Raw genomic sequence first — 18,941 nt, 5'->3', positions numbered from 1 at the left:
CATGATTGAGGCAGTAAATAAACGACTCAATCTGCAACTATAAAATGATTCCTTTTGGGATGAGGATATTTTATATAAGAGTGTGTGTTCAAAAAGTTGCCGAATTAGAAGGTCGACAAAAACGCCACGTCCTGTGGCATAGTCGACACTAGCACGTCCTGTGCGTCGCAAGAAGATCGAGGCGGCGAAGTTTTGAGCACTAGACCAAGCTTCTTCGAATAAGCATCTCACGCAGGAAAAGTGCTTTTCTTTTCCAAGGAACGGAACGTATGCAATTGATACGTGAGTAGCGGAAAAACAAGCATTCGTGCGAGATTCGCCGCTTATAATTTGGTGGCTTTTTGAACATCCTCTAAAAAGGAGAGGGAGACCATGGAAAGAAGTTTATCAATGGAATTAGTACGCGTAACGGAGGCAGCAGCATTAAAATCTGCTAGATGGATGGGCAGAGGAAAAAAAGAAGAAGCCGATGATGCTGCAACATCAGCAATGCGCTATGTATTTGATACCATCCCGATGCAGGGAACTGTAGTTATCGGTGAAGGTGAAATGGATGAAGCTCCTATGCTTTACATCGGAGAAAAACTTGGTACTGGTTCTGGTCCAGGTGTAGATGTGGCAGTTGATCCATTGGAAGGTACAAACATTGTAGCTCAAGGGACATGGAATGCGCTGGCCGTAATTGCTATTGCAGATGAAAACACGCTATTGCATGCACCCGATATGTATATGGATAAAATTGCAGTTGGCCCAGAAGCAGTAGGCAAGGTAGATATAAATGCTTCCACTTTGGAGAATTTAAAGGCGGTGGCAAAAGCTAAAAATAAAGACATAGAAGATGTTGTTGTCAGTGTATTGGATCGTCCACGTCATAAGCAATTAATTGCTGAAATCCGTGAAACCGGAGCCAGAATTAAATTGATCCCGGATGGAGATGTAGCAGCAGCGATTAATACAGCTTTTGACGACACTGGTGTAGATTTACTTTTAGGCCGTGGCGGTGCACCTGAAGGAGTTCTGGCAGCCGTAGCTTTAAAATGTCTTGGCGGTGAAATTCAGGGAAAACTGAGTCCGTCCAATGATGAGGAAGCTGATCGCTGCTTGAAGATGGGGATATCTGATATAAATAAAGTATTGTACATGGATGATTTCTGCAGTGGTGATGATGCGATTTTTGCTGCAACAGGAGTTACTGATGGTGAGTTGCTCAAAGGGGTCCAGTTCAAGGGTTCCAAAGCCACAACGCAGACAGTCGTCATGCGAGCAAAAAGCGGTACTGTCAGATTTATTGATGGAGAACACAGTCTCGTGAAAAAACCAAATCTTGTCATAAAGTAATCCTTTATTCAGCGAGGAACTTCTTTAACTGTGGGAGTAAACTTGACAACTTCCTAAAAAATAGAAAAGGAAGCCAGAAATTTGCTTGGCTTCCTTTTCTATTAAACATTTAAATTTTAAAATAGAGTTGAATAATCAAACTGAAAAAGGTAAGATGGAATATGTTTAATACAGGTATAAATTGGCTACTCTAGGTTATACGATTTATACAAGCGCGTAACTTCTAATCTAGCTTCTAATAACCTTCATTTCTTCAATGAAAGACCTTTTTAGAAAACTTGGCTTATCGCCGAGCCCTAATGGCGAAAGCCTTAGTTCGACGAAAAATACTTTTCGTCTGCGATGCCAATGCTTCGAAGCGTTTCTTATGCACTTATACTGATTTCCAAACAAGTTATACATTCCTATCAGTGCAAAATAAGAAGTGGAACACTCATCATGATAATAATTTTTTATAAAAAAACAGATGAGACTCGGCATAAATTAATACCTATAACGATAAAGATGTAAAAATGAATAGGCGTGGTGATTTTATGGCAGCATTAACAATCTCTCATTTAGAAACATTAACATTAAAGGATATCTATACACTGGCGAAAGAATACAAAGTATCCTATTATGCAAAGTTAACCAAAAAGGAACTTATATTTGCTATTTTAAAAGCACAGGCAGAAAAAGATGGATTTTTATTCATGGATGGTGTTTTGGAAATTATTCCTTCTGAAGGTTTTGGTTTTCTAAGACCGATAAATTATTCTCCGAGTGCTGAGGATATTTATATATCCGCTTCGCAAATTCGCCGGTTTGATCTCCGAAATGGGGACAAAGTTTCCGGGAAAGTCCGTCCTCCTAAAGAAAATGAACGCTACTATGGATTGCTTCACGTGGATGCAGTAAATGGCGAAGATCCTGAAACCTCCAAAGAGCGTGTTCACTTTCCGGCGTTGACAGCTTTATATCCAGATCGATTAATGCGTTTGGAAAATGAACAAAAAAAGCTATCAACAAGAATTATTGACTTAATGACACCAGTTGGATTCGGTCAGCGTGGACTAATTGTTGCACCGCCAAAAGCGGGTAAAACGATGCTGCTGAAGGAAATTGCCAACAGCATTTCCAAAAACCATCCGGAAGCAAAGCTGATAATTCTTTTAGTTGATGAAAGACCAGAAGAAGTAACAGATATTGAACGGTCTGTTCATCCGGATGTGGATGTAGTCAGTTCAACCTTTGACGAAGTTCCGGAAAGTCATATAAAGGTTTCCGAACTTGTATTAGAAAGAGCAATGCGGCTAGTGGAGCATAAACGTGATGTTATTGTTCTGATGGACAGTATTACACGGCTGGCTCGGGCATATAACCTTGTAATCCCGCCTAGCGGCCGAACACTTTCAGGTGGTATTGACCCTGCAGCATTCCACCGCCCGAAGCGATTCTTCGGTGCTGCGAGAAACATCGAAGAAGGCGGAAGCTTTACCATCCTGGCTACTGCGTTAGTTGATACAGGATCCCGTATGGATGATGTTATTTATGAAGAATTTAAGGGGACAGGAAATATGGAACTGCATCTTGACCGCAGTCTGGCAGAACGAAGAATCTTCCCTGCAATCGATATTTTGCGTTCCGGTACACGGAAAGAAGAATTACTCGTTCCGAAATCACATCTTGATAAAATTTGGGCCATCCGCAAAACAATGCAGGATTCCCACGATTTCCTCGATCGTTTCCTAAGGCGGTTAAAATCTTCCGAAACGAATGAGGAGTTCTTCCAGTTAATGGATGAAGAGATGAAGCGAAAAGGGATTAAAAGGTAAGTTTTTTTGATAACTTTTCTTAAAGAATTTTATTTATTCAATAAAAGTTTCACCAGCCGCCCGCAAAAGGCGAAGTATATTCCCATTGCGGAAGCCAAAGAGCATCATAGGATTGGAAATATTTTTTAGCTCCATGCTATTGCAATCAAAACAGCAGACTGTTATAATCTCTTTATGTGAGTTTAGATAAGGTATAGCACCTATGACGGCTCTTACAATAACTCTGTTTCCAAGGGACTCAGGGCAAAAAGGAGTGGAAAGACATGCAAAAGGATATGCATCCGGAATACAGAAAAGTAGTTTTTCTTGATACAAGCTCAGATTTCAAATTCTTGAGTGGATCAACAAAAAATTCTGATGAAACAATTGAATGGGAAGATGGAAACACATACCCATTAATTAAAGTTGAAATCAGCTCAGATTCACACCCATTCTACACTGGTAAACAAAAAGCAGACAGAGTCGGCGGCCGTGTAGACCGATTCAAGAAAAAATATAATATGAAATAAAGTGCTGAGGCGACTGCTTAGATGCGGACGCATAAGCAAGGGGCCGGAAAGAGCGTGGTTTTCCGCTCTTAGAGTGTCAATTGCTTATGACGGCAGCTTCTAGGAGCCGAAGTCGGATTGATAAAGTGCTGAGGCGACTGCTTAAGAAGCCCGGCCAGATTAAAACAATCAGTAAAAACAGGCAAAATGTCTAAACGTTGCCTGTTTTTTTACTGGATAAAACATAAAATTTTAAGTTAGTTTTCACGAGATTAGTGGTAAACTAAGCTATATACTTAGGATAAAACAACGTTGAAGGGAGATCCCTGGTCATGTACGTGATGAAACAAAGTGGTTGGGTGGAAGTAATTTGCGGCAGTATGTTTTCGGGAAAATCAGAGGAATTGATTCGCCGTGTTCGCCGGGCAACCTATGCAAATTTAAGAGTGCAGGTATTTAAACCGGCAATTGATGACAGATATGATGATGCATCCGTTGTATCACATAATGGCACCTCAACTGTTGCAATTCCAGTAGATAGCTCTGATGATATTTTCAAGCAGATTGTTGAGAATGTCGATATTGTTGGAATTGACGAAGTCCAGTTTTTTGATGAGAACATTGTGGAGGCTGCTGAAAAATTAGCCGATAAGGGCATCCGTGTAGTTGCAGCAGGACTGGATACCGACTTCCGTGGCGAACCATTTGGGCCAATGCCAAAATTAATGGCACTTAGTGAAGCAGTAACAAAACTTAACGCAATTTGTCCGGTATGCGGATCTCCAGCCAGTAGAACCCAGCGTTTAATCAATGGCAGCCCGGCTTCCTATGATGATCCGGTAATCCTTGTTGGAGCATCTGAATCCTATGAGCCAAGATGCCGTCATCACCATGAAGTTCCAAACAAACCCAGTGAAAAAGCAGCAGCAGGGTTTGCAAAAGTGACAAAATAAAGTGCCAGCAGGGCACTTTTTTTGTTGTGTATGAAGTGGAATATATGGGAGTGGATTGTGGGTATTTGACTCGACGACCAGAGATTAGATCATTCAATTAGCGATTTAGACCGAATGAAAAACCAACTAGACTGACCGGCTTCTATCCTGCAAACAACCTCACCTGCATCACCCCACAACAGAAATAATTTTGACCTGCCTACCTGAGTATACTATAATTATACTGTTAATCGAGAAAGAGGTGGTCGTGATGTTAGATCGTTTACAAACATTGGAAGATCGTTACAATAAATTAAATGAGATGCTAAGTGATCCTGAAATAATTAGTGATACAAATAAACTTCGTGAGTATTCAAAGGAACAGTCAGGCCTGGAGGATGTCGTGCAGGAATACCGCGAATATAAGGATGTAAATGCACAATTAAAAGATGCGAAGGAAATGCTTGAGGATAATTTGGATGATGATATGTATGAGATGGTAAAAGCAGAGATATCTGAGCTTTCCCAAAGCAAGGAAGACCTGGAAGCTAAAATGAAAATACTGCTTCTGCCAAAGGATCCAAATGATGATAAAAACGTATTTATGGAAATTCGCGGTGCAGCAGGCGGTGATGAAGCTGCATTATTTGCGGGTGATTTATACCGGATGTACAGCCGATATGCGGAAAACCAGGGATGGAAGACAGATATAATGGAGGCACATTCAACAGGAGTTGGTGGCTATAAAGAGATTATTTTTATGATTAATGGAAATGGCGCATACTCCAAATTGAAATATGAAAATGGCGCACACCGCGTGCAGCGTGTTCCTGAAACAGAATCTGGCGGCCGTATTCATACATCAACGGCAACAGTTGCTGTACTTCCGGAAGCCGAAGAAGTTGAGATTGATATCCATGAAAAGGATATCCGTGTGGACACATTTGCTTCAAGTGGTCCTGGTGGCCAAAGTGTTAATACTACGATGTCAGCTGTTCGCCTGACTCATGAACCAACTGGGATTGTTGTTTCCATTCAGGATGAAAAATCACAAATAAAAAATAAAGAGAAAGCAATGAAGGTGCTTCGCGCGCGTATTTATGATAAATACCAGCAGGAAGCACAGGCAGAATATGATGAAACCAGAAAATCCGCGGTAGGGACCGGAGATCGCTCAGAGCGGATTCGTACTTATAATTTCCCGCAAAACCGTGTGACAGATCATCGTATCGGTTTGACTATTCAAAAGCTTGATCAGATTTTGCAGGGTAAATTGGATGAATTTATTGATGCATTACTTGTAGAAGAACAAACAAAGAAACTCGAACAGATCGGTGAATAATATGAAAAAACAATATGAAGTCCTGAAGTGGGCTTCTCTTTTTTTAGAAAAATATAATCGTGAATCCCGTGTTGCTGAAATTCTGCTTCAGCATCATTTACAGGCAACACGCTCCGAGTTTTATATGAATATGCAGGAGGCTATCCCTGAGGCCATTACGAAGAAATATCAGGCAGATATCGAAAACCATGCAATAACAGGGATTCCTGTACAGCATTTGATGGGATATGAAGTGTTTTACGGGCGAGCATTTTCTGTAAACAAACATGTCCTGATTCCAAGACCCGAAACAGAAGAGCTCGTCCAGCAAGTGATAAAAGTGGCTAAGAATTCAAAGGTAAAACAGCCAGTTATTGCCGATATAGGAGCAGGCAGCGGGATAATTGCGATAACACTTGCGCAGGAACTGCCAAATGCGAAGGTATATGCCACGGATATCTCTGAGGATGCATTGAAAACAGCAAAAAAAAATGCTGAGCAGCTGCAGGCAGATGTAACTTTTTTACGGGGTGATTTTCTGGGACCATTAATAAATAAACATATAGAGACAGATATAATTGTTTCAAATCCTCCCTATATTGCAAGTTCAGAAAAAGCAGCCATGTCTGATACAGTAATAAATTTTGATCCTGAGCTGGCATTGTTTGCGGAAGAAGAGGGATTGGCTGCGTATAAAAAGATAATCACACAGTCAACGAAAATTACAAAACCAGAGTCAGCTCTTGCATTTGAAATAGGGTACCTGCAGGGAGAGTCTGTTAGTGAACTTATAAAAAGAGCCTATCCTGAAACTGCAGTACAGATCATTCAGGATATTAATCAAAAAGATCGAATTGTTTTTGCCAAATTAAAATAAATCATCACTTATCCACAGCAAAATAATATTATTATAGAATACTAGTTTAAATTTATCATGCCCTGTCCATACTGATCATAAATCAGAGGGAAGGGGAACGTGATGATGAAGAAACTAGTATTTTTTGCATTTATATTTCTATTATTTTTTATTATTTTGCCTAAACAGGGTGTAAGTCAAAATCTTGATGCTGGAGAAGAATATCAGGTTATTCCAGATGATGCGATCAGACTTCGGATTCTGGCAAACAGTGACAATGAAGCTGATCAGCAGCTTAAACGTCTGGTGCGTGACCAGGTTAATGAAGAAATAACAGAATGGGTCGCTGACATTACAGACATTAATGAAGCAAGAAAGCTGATAGAGACAAGGATTCCAGAAATTGAAATGATTGTAGCAGCCACATTGCAGGAAGAAAATAAAGATAATGACTTTGAAGTGGAGTATGGGAAAAATGTAACGTTTCCAACTAAGCTCTATGGTTCGTATTTGTATCCAGCGGGTGAGTATGAAGCTGTATTAATAACGATTGGGGAAGGAAAAGGTGCCAATTGGTGGTGTGTATTATTTCCTCCATTATGCTTTTTGGACTTTTCAAATGGAACGACAGTTGCTGCTGCAGAAACAGATGAGCAGGTTGAAGTGGAAGAAGAAGAGGCTGAGGAAGCTGAAGTGAAATTCTTTCTATTTGAATGGTTTGATTGGTTATAGTTCCAGTAGTTTCTGCATAGGATGATAGAAAAGCGAAACTATCAAAACAATAATAGAGGTGGAAAAATATGAAACTGATTCCGGCATCTGGTGTTTCCGAAGTTAAAATCAATCTATTCTTGGAAAAGAATTCGAGTGTTGTTAAAGACAGCCTCTTGCAGACTGGTTATGTTGTGGAAATCAATGAACAAATTGAGGGATGCTTTATTTTAGAAGCAATGGAGGAAGGGATTTATTGGTTAAAACAGCTGTACATCACACAGTCTGAAGCAGGCAAACTCCCGGTACTTCTCGAATCTATATTGACATTGGCGAAACAACAGCAGGCAAAACGGGTATATGTGCACAGCCATCAGCCCGTTGTGAATATATTATTGGAAGCATTGCAATTTCATCCACAAAAAGAGAATGTATTCGTGGATAAGTATAATGTTGATAAAGGAAGCTGGTGGGCATACCACGTTTCATAAAAGATATGCACATTATCCACAACGCCCTGTGCATAACTTGTTGGAAAACTGTTAATAAACAAGCATATCTGTGAATAATATTGTTGGTAAATTTATTATGGGGGAACTTCTTCTGTCTAATTGCCGTTTAAAATGGCAGTACGACGCAGGGGAGTTCCTTGTTTACTTTTTAAAAGGTCATTTTATAAAAATGTTATTAACATGATAAAATATTAAGTCGCAGTTGACGTAAATAACGACCACATTAACAGTAAAAATCTACAGTAGAAAAGTTGGGGATTTTGGGAAAAGCCACATAATCGTACATGTAGAGGGCTAAACCACAGAGATGTTCTATGTGACGAAACAGGATGAAATATCCTAAAAAGGAAACATAGTAGCAAGATCTTCATAGATTCATGGAGCAGCGAATCAACGATCACGCCAAGTTATCTCCCAATATGTCAAACTACGTTGGCACGCAGCTAACTAAATTTACGGCAAGAGTCTTTGCGTAAAAGAAAAATATCCTCTAAAATGTAAGATAGAAAAGAGGTAACGGCAATCATGACTACGAAACGATGGAAGTTAACGAATGATACATCTTACAATAAACTGGCACTGGAAGAGGCTGCAGAGTTGCTGTTAAACGGATCAACCGTTGCATTTCCAACAGAAACGGTATATGGTTTGGGAGCGGATGCAACCAATAAGGAAGCTGTCGCGAAAATTTTCAAAGCAAAGGGCAGGCCCCAGGATAACCCATTGATAGCCCATGTAGCCACAAAACAGCAATTGCTTCAGCTTGTGGATAATTTGCCTGTTTATGTGGACAAACTAATCGATATTTTCACACCTGGCCCTTTAACCTTTGTTCTGCCAAGTAATGGAGCCTGTGCAGAAAATGTTACAGCAGGTTTGTCCACAATTGGAATACGAATACCGGATCATCCAGTAGCTCAAGCATTACTGAAATACTGTAATATTCCATTAGCAGCACCAAGTGCCAATATTTCCGGAAAACCGAGTCCGACCACAGGAGAACATGTGTGGACAGATTTAAATGGTAAAATTGCCGGATTGCTTGATGCAGGGCCTACTGGGGTTGGAGTGGAATCAACAGTGATTGATTGTACACAGGATATCCCGATTATCCTCAGACCTGGTGGAATAACGAAAGAGCAATTGGAAGAAGTCATTGGAACGACAATGGTGGATCCCGCCCTGGCAAATAAGGATGAAAAACCGAAATCTCCGGGAATGAAGTATACACATTATTCACCTGAAGTTCCACTCTGGTTAATAGAAGGAGATGCTGTTAGAATTCAGTCGCACATTGATCAGGAACATATAAAAAATCATAAGGTTGGTGTGATTGCAGCTGCAGACACATCTGCTCTTCTAAATGCTGACGAAATTATCTCCCTGGGGGAAAATATGAATGAGGTTACCGCCAACCTTTACGATGCATTGCGGCGATTTAAACAGGGGGATGTAGATATTATTTTATGTGAGTCTTTTCCGGAAGAAGGAATAGGTCAGGCCGTTATGAACCGTCTGAGAAAAGCAGCAAGTGAAATCAAGTGAAAAAGTCTTGTTAATAAGGAATTTGTCTCATCAGATGATGGGGCATTTTTTTGTGTGGTTAATGTGCCTGCAAAAGTAATCGTAATTTTCCAGCAGGCAGCAGCAAAATTCCAGACTCAGACACATCATATTTCCTTTTGGACTTACATATAGTGTATAAGGCATGTCCCCTGAGGAGGTTGATGGATGTCTGTGTATATTGGCGAATTTATCTCATTATTATTTTTAGCATTCGCATTGGGGTTAGACGCATTTTCCATTAGTCTTGGCATGGGGATGCAGCGGTTTAGACTGAAGCATATCGCATTAATTGGTATTGTAATTGGATTATTTCATATACTTATGCCATTTATTGGAATTGTCCTGGGACATGTGATTTCCGGACAGATTGGCAACTACGCAACCCTGGTCGGCGGACTTTTGTTATTTGGTATTGGTGCACAAATGTTCTTCTCTGTATTTAACAATCAAAAGAAAAGACTGATTCAACCTATAGGAATTGGGTTGTTTATTCTCGCATTCAGTGTCAGCATTGACAGCTTTTCCGTCGGATTAAGCCTTGGGATATCTGGTGTGAAAACGGCACTCGCCCTTTTCATGTTTGGTCTCGCAAGTATGATTCTAGCCTGGGGCGGTATGCTGATAGGGAGAAAGGTTCATGGTTTAATAGGTGCTTATAGCGAGATTCTGGGTGGGAGCATCCTATGTGGATTTGGCTTGAATATACTATTTGGCTAAATAAAGCTGGTATTTTGCATTTTAAAATTTCAGCTTTTTTGCTGTGTTTTTTAATCAATCAAGGCTTCTGAAATCCTCCACAAAACCGATTATTCTTCTGCAATATCATTACCAGTTCTCCTAACACGTTTAACGCAATATATGATATATTATATATATAGTTATAAGTTGGAGGTTCATTTATGAAAATATTGTTTGTCTGTACAGGAAATACATGCCGCAGTCCAATGGCTGAAGCTTTGCTGAAGGAAAGAATGCCAGATGCAGAAGTTCAGTCAGCAGGAATTTTTGCTGGGAAAAATCAGCGGGCCAATCAAAATGCACTAGAGGCACTAAAAGAATATAATATAACAATGGACCATCTATCCCAACCAGTAACAGATAAATTGCTCCACTGGGCAGATAAAGTTTTAACAATGACAACGCAGCACAAACAGTCACTTATCTTGGAATACCCTAATTTCCAGAATAAATATTTCACCCTTAAAGAATTCGTTTCCGAAGCCGATAAAGAAGTATGGAATGAACTTAAAAAAGCCTATGCAGATTATGAAGAAAAAAGATCATTGTTTATTCAGGAAAACCAGCACAATCTGGATAATGTTCTGCTCGATCAGAAGCTTGCAGAGCATATGAAAGATGATATAGAGCATATAAAGCGTCTAGAAGCCAATCTCATCAATTATGATATTTCAGATCCATTTGGCGGAGAGCTAAGAATCTATCAGGAAACGCTGGCAGAACTGGATAAATATATCGATTTGCTGCAGAAAAAAATTAAATAAGCAGTCGGGGGAAACGGAAATGGAGAAAAAATACCGGTTTAGTCTAAGGCTGAAACTCGTGCTTTTTGCAACAATTTTGGCCCTTATTACATACACAGCCAGTGCTTTGTTTTTGTATTTTGTTTTTGATTATATTCAGGAATTCTGGCAAATTTCTATGCAGCTGTTTACCATTATTACATTAATTCTTGGGATCATCTGGTCGGGTGTACTGGCATTTTTTGCTGCGCGAATGATTACAAAACCGCTGGAAAAACTGGAAATTGCGGCATCAGAGGCTGCACAAGGCAATCTGAATCAGACGGTTGAAATTTCTAAATCAGATGACGAGATAAGAGCTCTTGCAATTGCCTTTGATACAATGCTTAAAAATTTAACCAATATGGTGCATAATATAGACAGGCACTTTGAAAACACAAATACATCGATAATTGACATGAAAGCGGTATCGAAACAGGTTTCACAGCACTCCTCCCTGATCAGTGCATCGATTGATGATATTTCCAGAGGTGCAGAAAGCTCATCCGAGGCAATTCAATATACTTCAGAAGCTGTTGAAGCTGCAACATTACTTGCTGAAGAGGTACAGCATAAGGCAGTACGGTCAAAAGAGAAATCCATTGCAATGCTTGATACGATAAATATCGGCAAAGATGTGGTAAATCAATTAGTAAGAGGTATTCAGAAGCTGGCAGATGATCAGGAGCTTTCATTAAAGGATGTTGATCATTTAAAACAAAATGCACTTCAAGTGGAATCGGTCATTACAATGGTAGGAGAAATTGCGCAGCAGACGAATTTGCTTGCACTGAATGCATCGATTGAAGCAGCACGTGCAGGGGAGCATGGCAGAGGCTTTGCGGTAGTGGCAGAGGAAATTCGAAAGCTGGCAGATGAAAGTGCCGGGGCTGTCCAGCAGATTTCAAACTTGATAACAGCCATTCAGGATGACGTGAATATAGTAGTAAATAAAATAAATGAGAATGTTTTATATGCAAAGGAAGAGGCGCAGAATGGTGAAAAAACGAATGCTGCGATTGAAGAGATGTCAGATTCAGTAAATGAGGTGGCTGCTGAGGTTGAGACAATTTCAAGCCTTGTAAACAGGCAGCTGGAGTCTATACAGGATACAGTAAGACAGTCACAGGAAGTTGCTGCAATTGCTGAAGAAACTTCAGCAGGCGCAGAAGAAATGAATGCTTCTATACAAGAGCAGGCTGCTACGATTGAAAAAGTGGATTCTCTTGCATACGAACTGGAAAAACAAGCCCAGAGTCTGAATAAGCAAATCAATCAATTTAAAGTTTGATAGATTAATACATCAAGAAAAAGGAGTGCACAGTAGATGAAGGTTATCATTACAGGAGATCATGCAGGAATGACTATCCGCAATGAAGTGAAAAATTTATTGGAAGAAATGGGTATTGAATATGAAGATACAGGCTGCAGCTGTGAAACATCTGTAGATTATCCAGATTATGCCTTACCTGCAGCTGAACGTATTACAAAAGGCGAATTTGACCGAGGAATATTCATCTGTGGTACTGGTATAGGAATGTCCATTGCTGCGAACAAGGTAAAAGGGATACGTTGTGCATTAACCCATGACGTATATAGTGCGAAATTAACTCGCCAGCATAATGATTCAAACGTGCTTGCAATGGGTGAGCGTGTTGTTGGCCCTGGGCTAGCTAGAGAAGTAGCAAAAATCTGGCTTGAAACAGAATTTGACGGCGGCCGGCATGCAAACCGAATTGGAAAAGTTTCCGAGTACGAGGGATAAAAATAAATTTTATAAGTAAATGGATAGTGGCAGGTGAGATTTTATGACAGATGAAATGAAAAAGATACAGCAAGATGCCGAAATGATTATCAATGAATGGGTCGAAAGCAGTCATTTGCAAAATGGTGATCTGTTTGTTGTTGGGTGCTCCACGAGTGAGGTCGCTGGAGAACATATTGGAACTTCTGGCAGTGAGGAAATTGCTGCGGTTATTTTTGAAGAATTAAACAAGCTTGTACAAAGGACAGGCATTCATCTTGCTTTTCAATGCTGCGAACACCTGAACCGGGCATTGGTTACTGAAAAAGAAATTATGCAGGCATATAATCTTGAGGAAGTTTCAGTTGTCCCAGTGCCATCGGCAGGTGGTTCTATGGCATCCTTTGCTTATAAACATTTGAAGAATCCTGTTGTTGTTGAAAAAATCCAGGTGCAGGCAGGAATGGATATTGGTGAAACAATGATAGGAATGCATTTAAAGCATGTTGCAGTACCATTACGTTTCAAACAGTGCTCTATAGGAAGTGCCAGGGTTACGGCTGCCAGAACCCGCCCGAAACTAATTGGCGGACACCGCGCAAACTACTGAAGTATACAAGCTAATATTAGCTGTAGATAAAATGCCATAGCATGATAATCAAGCTTATGGGCTAAAAATTTGGGGAGGTATTTTTTTGGAACATGTAAAGCAAGGAGATCAAGAATTATTCGATGCAATACAGGCAGAGAAAAAACGGCAGCAGGAGAAAATTGAATTAATTGCGTCCGAAAACTTTGTTTCAGAAGCGGTCATGGAAGCAATGGGCTCCGTGTTAACAAATAAATATGCAGAGGGATATCCAGGGAAAAGATATTATGGTGGCTGTGAGCATGTGGATGTCGTGGAAAATTTAGCGCGTGACCGTGCAAAAGAACTCTTCGGTGCAGATCATGCTAATGTGCAAACCCACTCAGGTGCACAGGCAAATATGGCAGTCTACTTTACGGTTCTGGAACCTGGTGATACGGTACTTGGGATGAACCTGAACCATGGTGGCCACTTGACACATGGAAGTCCGGTGAATTTCAGCGGTAAGCTTTATAACTTTGTGGATTATGGTGTAGAGAAAGGATCAGAGCAGCTGGATTATGATGCTGTTTTGGAAAAGGCAAAAGAAGTGAAACCCAAATTGATCGTTGCAGGTGCGAGTGCATATTCCCGCCAGCTTGATTTTGCTAAGTTCCGTGAAATAGCAGATGCAGTTGGTGCATACTTAATGGTTGATATGGCACATATTGCAGGACTGGTAGCTGCAGGCCTGCATGAGAATCCTGTGCCGTACTCAGATTTTGTAACTACAACAACACATAAAACATTGCGCGGACCTCGTGGCGGCATGATTTTATGTAAAGAAGAATATGCGAAGAAGATTGATAAATCAGTTTTCCCAGGCATGCAGGGTGGACCTTTAATGCACGTGATTGCAGGTAAGGCAATGTCATTTAAAGAAGCATTGTCCGATGATTTTAAAGCATATGCTAAACAAATTATCGAAAATGCACATCTGCTGGCCGAAGCACTTACAAGTGAAGGAGTACGTATCGTATCGGGCGGAACAGATAATCACTTGCTGCTATTGGATGTGACTCCACTAGAGCTGACTGGAAAGGTTGCGGAAAAGGTACTGGATGACATTGGAATAACAACAAATAAAAATACCATTCCTTTTGACACAGAAAGTCCATTTGTAACTAGTGGTATTCGTATTGGAACAGCTGCTGTGACAACGCGCGGTTTTGGTGAAGCAGAGATGAAGGAAATAGCAGCAATTATTTCGCTTACATTAAAGAATCACGAAGATCAGGCAAAATTGCAGGAAGCTGCAGAGCGCGTCAAAGCATTAACAGATAAATTTCCATTATATGCATAAGAGAATAGAGCATACTTTGCTTTAACTAGAAAAAATATTTAAGTGATACGCTTGGGTGTAATGCTTTAACGCATTAACCCAAGCGTTTTTATTATTTATAAGAATTGAAGCACGCAACTTTACTATAATTAAAAATGAACTGTTGGAAGACAAATTGTAAATAATTGGATTCTACTGGACGAAACTCTATTTGACTACTGCATAAACGTCGTATAGACAGGTTCTATGAGCCAAAATTTAATCGAGCTCGAGCGAAACGTCCCATAGACAGGTTCTATGAGCCAAAATAGTAAACGAGCCCGAGCGAAATGTCACATAAACAAGTTCTATGAGCCCAATAGACAATCTAGCACCAGCGAGACGTCGCATAGACTCATTCTATGAGCCAAAAAGCTATCGTGCACTTGCAAAACATCTCATATCCACTTCAATTCCATTCATTCTGAAGGACAGTATATATTTTCAAATTAATTTCCAGACACCGAGATTATCTGCCTGTATAACACTGTCTTCATAGAATTATTCCAGTCATTGCTTGAAAGCTTGCCGTTTTTTCAGTACAATTTTAGAGATAACAAATTCTGAGGAGTGATCGGTAATATGGGAAATGTTTTCGTTCTGGATCATCCGTTAATTCAACATAAGTTAACGTACATACGGGATAAGAATACAGGAACAAAGGAATTTCGTGAACTTGTTGATGAAGTCGCAATGCTAATGGCTTTTGAAATTACGAGAAATCTTCCACTGCAGGATGAAACGATTGAAACACCAATAAAAGAATCAGAAACGAAAGTACTTGCAGGTAAAAAAATTGGACTGATACCTATTTTACGAGCAGGACTTGGGATGGTTGATGGTATGTTGAAGCTGATACCTGCAGCAAAGGTTGGACATGTTGGTTTATACCGTGACCCGGAAACATTGAAGCCAGTTGAATATTATATAAAATTGCCATCCGATATCTCTGAACGCAAATTGATTGTCATTGATCCAATGCTTGCAACAGGTGGCTCAGCAAATGATGCCATCCAATCACTGAAAAACCGTGGCGCAAAAGATATTCGTCTGATGTGTCTAGTTGCTGCACCTGAGGGTGTCGAAGTAATTAAAGAAGCACATCCAGACGTTGATATTTACCTGGCAGCACTTGATGAAAAACTGGATGAAAAAGGCTACATAGTTCCAGGACTTGGTGATGCCGGTGACCGCCTGTTTGGTACAAAATAATTTTCCCCGCTTTACTGGAGGCATTATAATTATTAGAGTGACGATAAATAATGAGTAAACGCGGATATGGGGACGGTGAAGTATCCCGCAGAATTGCTGATGCAATTGTGAAGTATTTTCAAAAATAGTAAATAGTCTAATACAAAAAACTGTTATCTTTTCGGGATAGCAGTTTTTTAATACAGCTTATTCCATCAGCCAACTGCAATCAGGTGATGTATATTTTTACCTGCTTACCCAAAAACTAATACTAAAAAAAGGAGCTTGCCCATGCATTGCCTCAAATACATAACTGCGATCATCATAATTCTTATCGTTCTGCCATCAGCCACCCATTCAGCTGAAAAGGAAAAAGACCTGCAATCCATTATCATCGAAGTTGAAGGCGATCCGAAAGAACATAAGGAATATATCGAGGCATATCATCCCTTTATAAATGTAATAGGGACCTATGAGACGTTGCTCAATGGATTGGCACTGCAGGGCACTCCGGAAAAACTGGCGAAAATGGAAGCACTGGAATTTATTAAATCGATACATTCTGTTCAAACCTATGAAACAACAGCTCTTGAAACTGCAATATCCGACTTTCCTAAACAGGCGGATGCAGTTATTCCCAGTGAGCTGAATACAACGGAATACACTGGAAAGGGAGTTAAAGTTGCGGTGATAGATACTGGGATTGATTACAATCATCCTGATTTAACATCAAGCTACGTTGCCGGATATGACCTCGTGGACCTTGATGAGGATCCTATGGAAACACTCCCGGCCCAGGGGATGCCAACACTTCACGGTACTCATGTTGCCGGGATTATTGCTGGGAATGGAGAGCTTAACGGTGTAGCCCCGGATGCTGACATTTATGCATATCGTGCACTTGGTCCGGGGGGCTCAGGCACTTCCGTTCAAGTAATTGCTGCAATGGAAAAGGCTGTGGAGGATGGTGTGGATATTATGAATCTGTCACTTGGAAATGCCGTCAATGGACCGGATTACCCAACAAGTATGGCTGTAAATAAAGCAATTGATCTCGGAATAGCAGTAGTAATTGCCAATGGAAATAATGGACCTGGCCATTGGACAGTTGGATCGCCAGCGACAGCTTCCAAGGCACTTTCAATTGGAGCATCCAGTCCACCAGAATTAATTCCATATTTATATGAGTCATTGATGGATAGGGAAATTGCCATCCATCCAATGGTTGGCTCGGTTCCATGGAAATTGGATAAAACTTATCCGATTCTCTCTGCCGAAGAGAACAGAAATCTGCATGGAAAAATAGCTCTTTTCAGACGGGATACTGTCCCTTTTTATGAAAAAGCAAAACTTGCTGAGGAGAGGGGAGCAATAGCTGTATTAATTTCTAATAATGAAGATGGAAAGTTTCAGGGGATGATTGAAAATGAAAGACCAGTTACAATACCTGTAGCCTCTATTTCAAAGCTGGATGGGGAGTGGCTAAGGAAACAGCAAAAAAATAATTCATTTCAAATGAAAACAATTTATAAAGAAAAGCCAAGTACAATTGCTGAATTCAGTTCACGCGGACCTGTCACCGTAAATTGGGATATCAAGCCGGATGTATTGGCTCCAGGTACAAATATATTGAGCACGGTTCCAGACGGGTATCAAAAATTACAAGGGACCAGTATGGCTGCACCACATGTGGCGGGAGCCATTGCCCTAGTAAAAGAAGCACATCCGGATTGGGATACTCAGCAGATATTTGGTGCATTAAAAACAACTTCACTTCGTATGGAGGCAGAGAATGGGGATCCATTGGAACCGATCATTCAGGGCATGGGCAAGATCCGTCCTGAAAAGGCTATTGAAGCCAAAACAATTATTCATGATCCGCTGCTCTCTTTTGGGAAGATAGATTCTTATATGGAGACAAAGACAATTGAAGTAATAGTAGAAAATAAAACAAATAAAACGCAATTCTATAGCTTTGACATACCGGATAAAGAAACAGGAATCACATGGAAGCTTCCAAAAATGTTTAAAGTTGAAAAACAGGAAAAAATCACCTTGCCAATTGAATTAAATATAACTGCAGCACAATTAAAGGAAGGAATACATCAAGGCTGGCTTACCTTACACCAGGATAACAATGAATATCACCTGCCATATTTATTTGTGAATAAGACTGCAGATAATCCAAAAGCGATGGGCTTTGAATTTTCCCTGAAGCCATTCTCCAAGGAAACCTATTTATACCAATTATATGTAACAGATCCCGCAGAACGTGTAGAAGTTGATCTATACGATCCTGACACACTAATGTACAAAAGAACTTTACTAACAATGAATGATGTGAAGATTGGCATGAACGAGGGTGAAATAAAGAAAGCTGAGCTTGGTCCTCCGGGACATTATAATGCACTAATCACCATTTATCTGGAAGATGGCAGCTATGAACATTATGAAACGGGTTTTTATATTGAATAAGTGGGATGTTCAAAAAGTCACCAAATTATAAGCGGCGCCTTTTTGAACTCACATTGAAGCTGCAGATTATCGGGTTAAAAAAAGCATTCGTTCACAAAAATGTCACGTTCACTCGAATTACTTTCCGATATAATAGAAAACAGGGTTTCTAAATCCCTTTTAATCGCTGAAAATCGACAAGAAATCAATGAAGAAAATGGAAGTATAAATAATAGTAAAACATCTGCTTAACCAATTGACAACAAGGTAGGGCTATTGTACACTAACTTAGTGTGGAATGATAAGGTTTACAATAAACTGCAATAATTATGTGCAACTTTCAATTTATACATAATTATAGCAAATCGTTCTGCAAGTGAAGTGATTTATCTCACATTTTCTCCATTTTTGCAATTTGCTTGGAGAGAACGGCATCCAGTGCATAATTTGTCGAATTCCACGATTAGAGCCTTCAATTACCTAGGCGAAATCCTTATTTACAATGATGGGAAAGTATAACTTTTTCAGGGGAACAGTATAAGGAT

17 protein-coding genes are annotated in these 18,941 nt (G+C 40.0%); all 17 read left to right on the top strand.

The window, feature by feature from the left end; genetic code table 11:
• The first annotated feature begins 372 nt into the window (after positions 1 to 372).
• The 17 genes from glpX to CIL03_RS12435 all read left to right on the top strand — a co-directional run bounded on the left by glpX (position 373) and on the right by CIL03_RS12435 (position 18,417).
• Positions 373 to 1,338, top strand: coding sequence for a class II fructose-bisphosphatase (gene glpX / locus CIL03_RS12515; protein ID WP_094886199.1), 966 nt, complete (start codon positions 373 to 375; stop codon positions 1,336 to 1,338).
• 533 nt (positions 1,339 to 1,871) lie between these two features.
• Positions 1,872 to 3,152 (top strand): transcription termination factor Rho, encoded by a 1,281-nt coding sequence (gene rho / locus CIL03_RS12510; protein WP_094886198.1) that lies wholly within the window; start codon positions 1,872 to 1,874, stop codon positions 3,150 to 3,152.
• A gap of 263 nt (positions 3,153 to 3,415) precedes the next feature.
• The gene (locus CIL03_RS12505) at positions 3,416 to 3,661 is read left to right on the top strand and encodes a type B 50S ribosomal protein L31 (RefSeq protein WP_094886197.1); all 246 of its coding nucleotides are present in this window, start codon (positions 3,416 to 3,418) and stop codon (positions 3,659 to 3,661) included.
• Positions 3,662 to 3,972: 311 nt separating this feature from the next.
• On the top strand, positions 3,973 to 4,593 hold the full coding sequence (locus CIL03_RS12500; protein WP_094886196.1) for a thymidine kinase: 621 nt from the start codon (positions 3,973 to 3,975) through the stop codon (positions 4,591 to 4,593).
• Positions 4,594 to 4,843: 250 nt separating this feature from the next.
• Positions 4,844 to 5,914, top strand: coding sequence for a peptide chain release factor 1 (gene prfA, locus CIL03_RS12495; protein WP_094886195.1), 1,071 nt, complete (start codon positions 4,844 to 4,846; stop codon positions 5,912 to 5,914).
• A gap of 1 nt (position 5,915) precedes the next feature.
• Positions 5,916 to 6,770 (top strand): peptide chain release factor N(5)-glutamine methyltransferase, encoded by an 855-nt coding sequence (prmC, locus tag CIL03_RS12490; RefSeq protein WP_094886194.1) that lies wholly within the window; start codon positions 5,916 to 5,918, stop codon positions 6,768 to 6,770.
• Between the two features lie 105 nt (positions 6,771 to 6,875).
• Positions 6,876 to 7,481 carry a stage II sporulation protein R gene (gene spoIIR / locus CIL03_RS12485; protein ID WP_094886193.1) on the top strand — a complete coding sequence of 202 codons (606 nt, stop codon included), beginning with the start codon at positions 6,876 to 6,878 and terminating at the stop codon, positions 7,479 to 7,481.
• 68 nt (positions 7,482 to 7,549) lie between these two features.
• Positions 7,550 to 7,951, top strand: a complete 402-nt coding sequence (locus tag CIL03_RS12480) for a GNAT family N-acetyltransferase (protein ID WP_094886192.1) — start codon at positions 7,550 to 7,552, stop codon at positions 7,949 to 7,951.
• Between the two features lie 546 nt (positions 7,952 to 8,497).
• On the top strand, positions 8,498 to 9,517 hold the full coding sequence (locus tag CIL03_RS12475; protein ID WP_094886191.1) for an L-threonylcarbamoyladenylate synthase: 1,020 nt from the start codon (positions 8,498 to 8,500) through the stop codon (positions 9,515 to 9,517).
• 186 nt (positions 9,518 to 9,703) lie between these two features.
• Positions 9,704 to 10,255, top strand: a complete 552-nt coding sequence (locus tag CIL03_RS12470) for a manganese efflux pump MntP (RefSeq protein WP_094886190.1) — start codon at positions 9,704 to 9,706, stop codon at positions 10,253 to 10,255.
• A gap of 182 nt (positions 10,256 to 10,437) precedes the next feature.
• Positions 10,438 to 11,040: a low molecular weight protein arginine phosphatase gene (locus CIL03_RS12465; RefSeq protein WP_094886189.1), complete on the top strand. Its 603-nt coding sequence runs from the start codon at positions 10,438 to 10,440 to the stop codon at positions 11,038 to 11,040.
• Positions 11,041 to 11,059: 19 nt separating this feature from the next.
• Positions 11,060 to 12,349, top strand: a complete 1,290-nt coding sequence (locus CIL03_RS12460) for a methyl-accepting chemotaxis protein (RefSeq protein ID WP_094886188.1) — start codon at positions 11,060 to 11,062, stop codon at positions 12,347 to 12,349.
• Between the two features lie 36 nt (positions 12,350 to 12,385).
• Positions 12,386 to 12,823 (top strand): ribose 5-phosphate isomerase B, encoded by a 438-nt coding sequence (rpiB, locus tag CIL03_RS12455; RefSeq protein ID WP_094886187.1) that lies wholly within the window; start codon positions 12,386 to 12,388, stop codon positions 12,821 to 12,823.
• 55 nt (positions 12,824 to 12,878) lie between these two features.
• Positions 12,879 to 13,412, top strand: a complete 534-nt coding sequence (locus tag CIL03_RS12450) for a TIGR01440 family protein (protein WP_094886254.1) — start codon at positions 12,879 to 12,881, stop codon at positions 13,410 to 13,412.
• 85 nt (positions 13,413 to 13,497) lie between these two features.
• Complete coding sequence (locus CIL03_RS12445; RefSeq protein ID WP_094886186.1) at positions 13,498 to 14,733, top strand: serine hydroxymethyltransferase; 1,236 nt, start codon at positions 13,498 to 13,500, stop codon at positions 14,731 to 14,733.
• A gap of 600 nt (positions 14,734 to 15,333) precedes the next feature.
• A complete protein-coding gene (upp, locus tag CIL03_RS12440; protein WP_094886185.1) occupies positions 15,334 to 15,963 on the top strand; it encodes a uracil phosphoribosyltransferase in 630 nt (209 codons plus the stop codon).
• A 270-nt stretch (positions 15,964 to 16,233) separates the two neighbouring features.
• Positions 16,234 to 18,417: a S8 family serine peptidase gene (locus tag CIL03_RS12435; RefSeq protein WP_094886184.1), complete on the top strand. Its 2,184-nt coding sequence runs from the start codon at positions 16,234 to 16,236 to the stop codon at positions 18,415 to 18,417.
• Positions 18,418 to 18,941: the final 524 nt, after the last annotated feature.

It is taken from the genome of Virgibacillus indicus, from assembly GCF_002266285.1.
In the GTDB taxonomy this organism is placed as follows: domain Bacteria; phylum Bacillota; class Bacilli; order Bacillales; family Amphibacillaceae; genus Virgibacillus_K; species Virgibacillus_K indicus.
The sequence above is the reverse complement of the archived record's forward strand: the minus strand, read 5'-3'. Positions and strand labels throughout refer to the sequence as shown.

Bases quoted from the DNA above. Each gene is read 5' to 3' on its own strand.
- glpX (WP_094886199.1), top strand. From the start codon at position 373: ATGGAAAGAAGTTTATCAATGGAATTAGTACGCGTAACGGAGGCAGCA.
- spoIIR (WP_094886193.1), top strand. From the start codon at position 6,876: ATGAAGAAACTAGTATTTTTTGCATTTATATTTCTATTATTTTTTATT.
- CIL03_RS12450 (WP_094886254.1), top strand. From the start codon at position 12,879: ATGAAAAAGATACAGCAAGATGCCGAAATGATTATCAATGAATGGGTC.
- CIL03_RS12470 (WP_094886190.1), top strand. From the start codon at position 9,704: ATGTCTGTGTATATTGGCGAATTTATCTCATTATTATTTTTAGCATTC.
- CIL03_RS12460 (WP_094886188.1), top strand. From the start codon at position 11,060: ATGGAGAAAAAATACCGGTTTAGTCTAAGGCTGAAACTCGTGCTTTTT.
- rho (WP_094886198.1), top strand. From the start codon at position 1,872: ATGGCAGCATTAACAATCTCTCATTTAGAAACATTAACATTAAAGGAT.
- prfA (WP_094886195.1), top strand. From the start codon at position 4,844: ATGTTAGATCGTTTACAAACATTGGAAGATCGTTACAATAAATTAAAT.
- CIL03_RS12500 (WP_094886196.1), top strand. From the start codon at position 3,973: ATGTACGTGATGAAACAAAGTGGTTGGGTGGAAGTAATTTGCGGCAGT.
- CIL03_RS12475 (WP_094886191.1), top strand. From the start codon at position 8,498: ATGACTACGAAACGATGGAAGTTAACGAATGATACATCTTACAATAAA.
- CIL03_RS12480 (WP_094886192.1), top strand. From the start codon at position 7,550: ATGAAACTGATTCCGGCATCTGGTGTTTCCGAAGTTAAAATCAATCTA.
- CIL03_RS12435 (WP_094886184.1), top strand. From the start codon at position 16,234: ATGCATTGCCTCAAATACATAACTGCGATCATCATAATTCTTATCGTT.
- rpiB (WP_094886187.1), top strand. From the start codon at position 12,386: ATGAAGGTTATCATTACAGGAGATCATGCAGGAATGACTATCCGCAAT.
- prmC (WP_094886194.1), top strand. From the start codon at position 5,916: ATGAAAAAACAATATGAAGTCCTGAAGTGGGCTTCTCTTTTTTTAGAA.
- upp (WP_094886185.1), top strand. From the start codon at position 15,334: ATGGGAAATGTTTTCGTTCTGGATCATCCGTTAATTCAACATAAGTTA.
- CIL03_RS12505 (WP_094886197.1), top strand. From the start codon at position 3,416: ATGCAAAAGGATATGCATCCGGAATACAGAAAAGTAGTTTTTCTTGAT.
- CIL03_RS12465 (WP_094886189.1), top strand. From the start codon at position 10,438: ATGAAAATATTGTTTGTCTGTACAGGAAATACATGCCGCAGTCCAATG.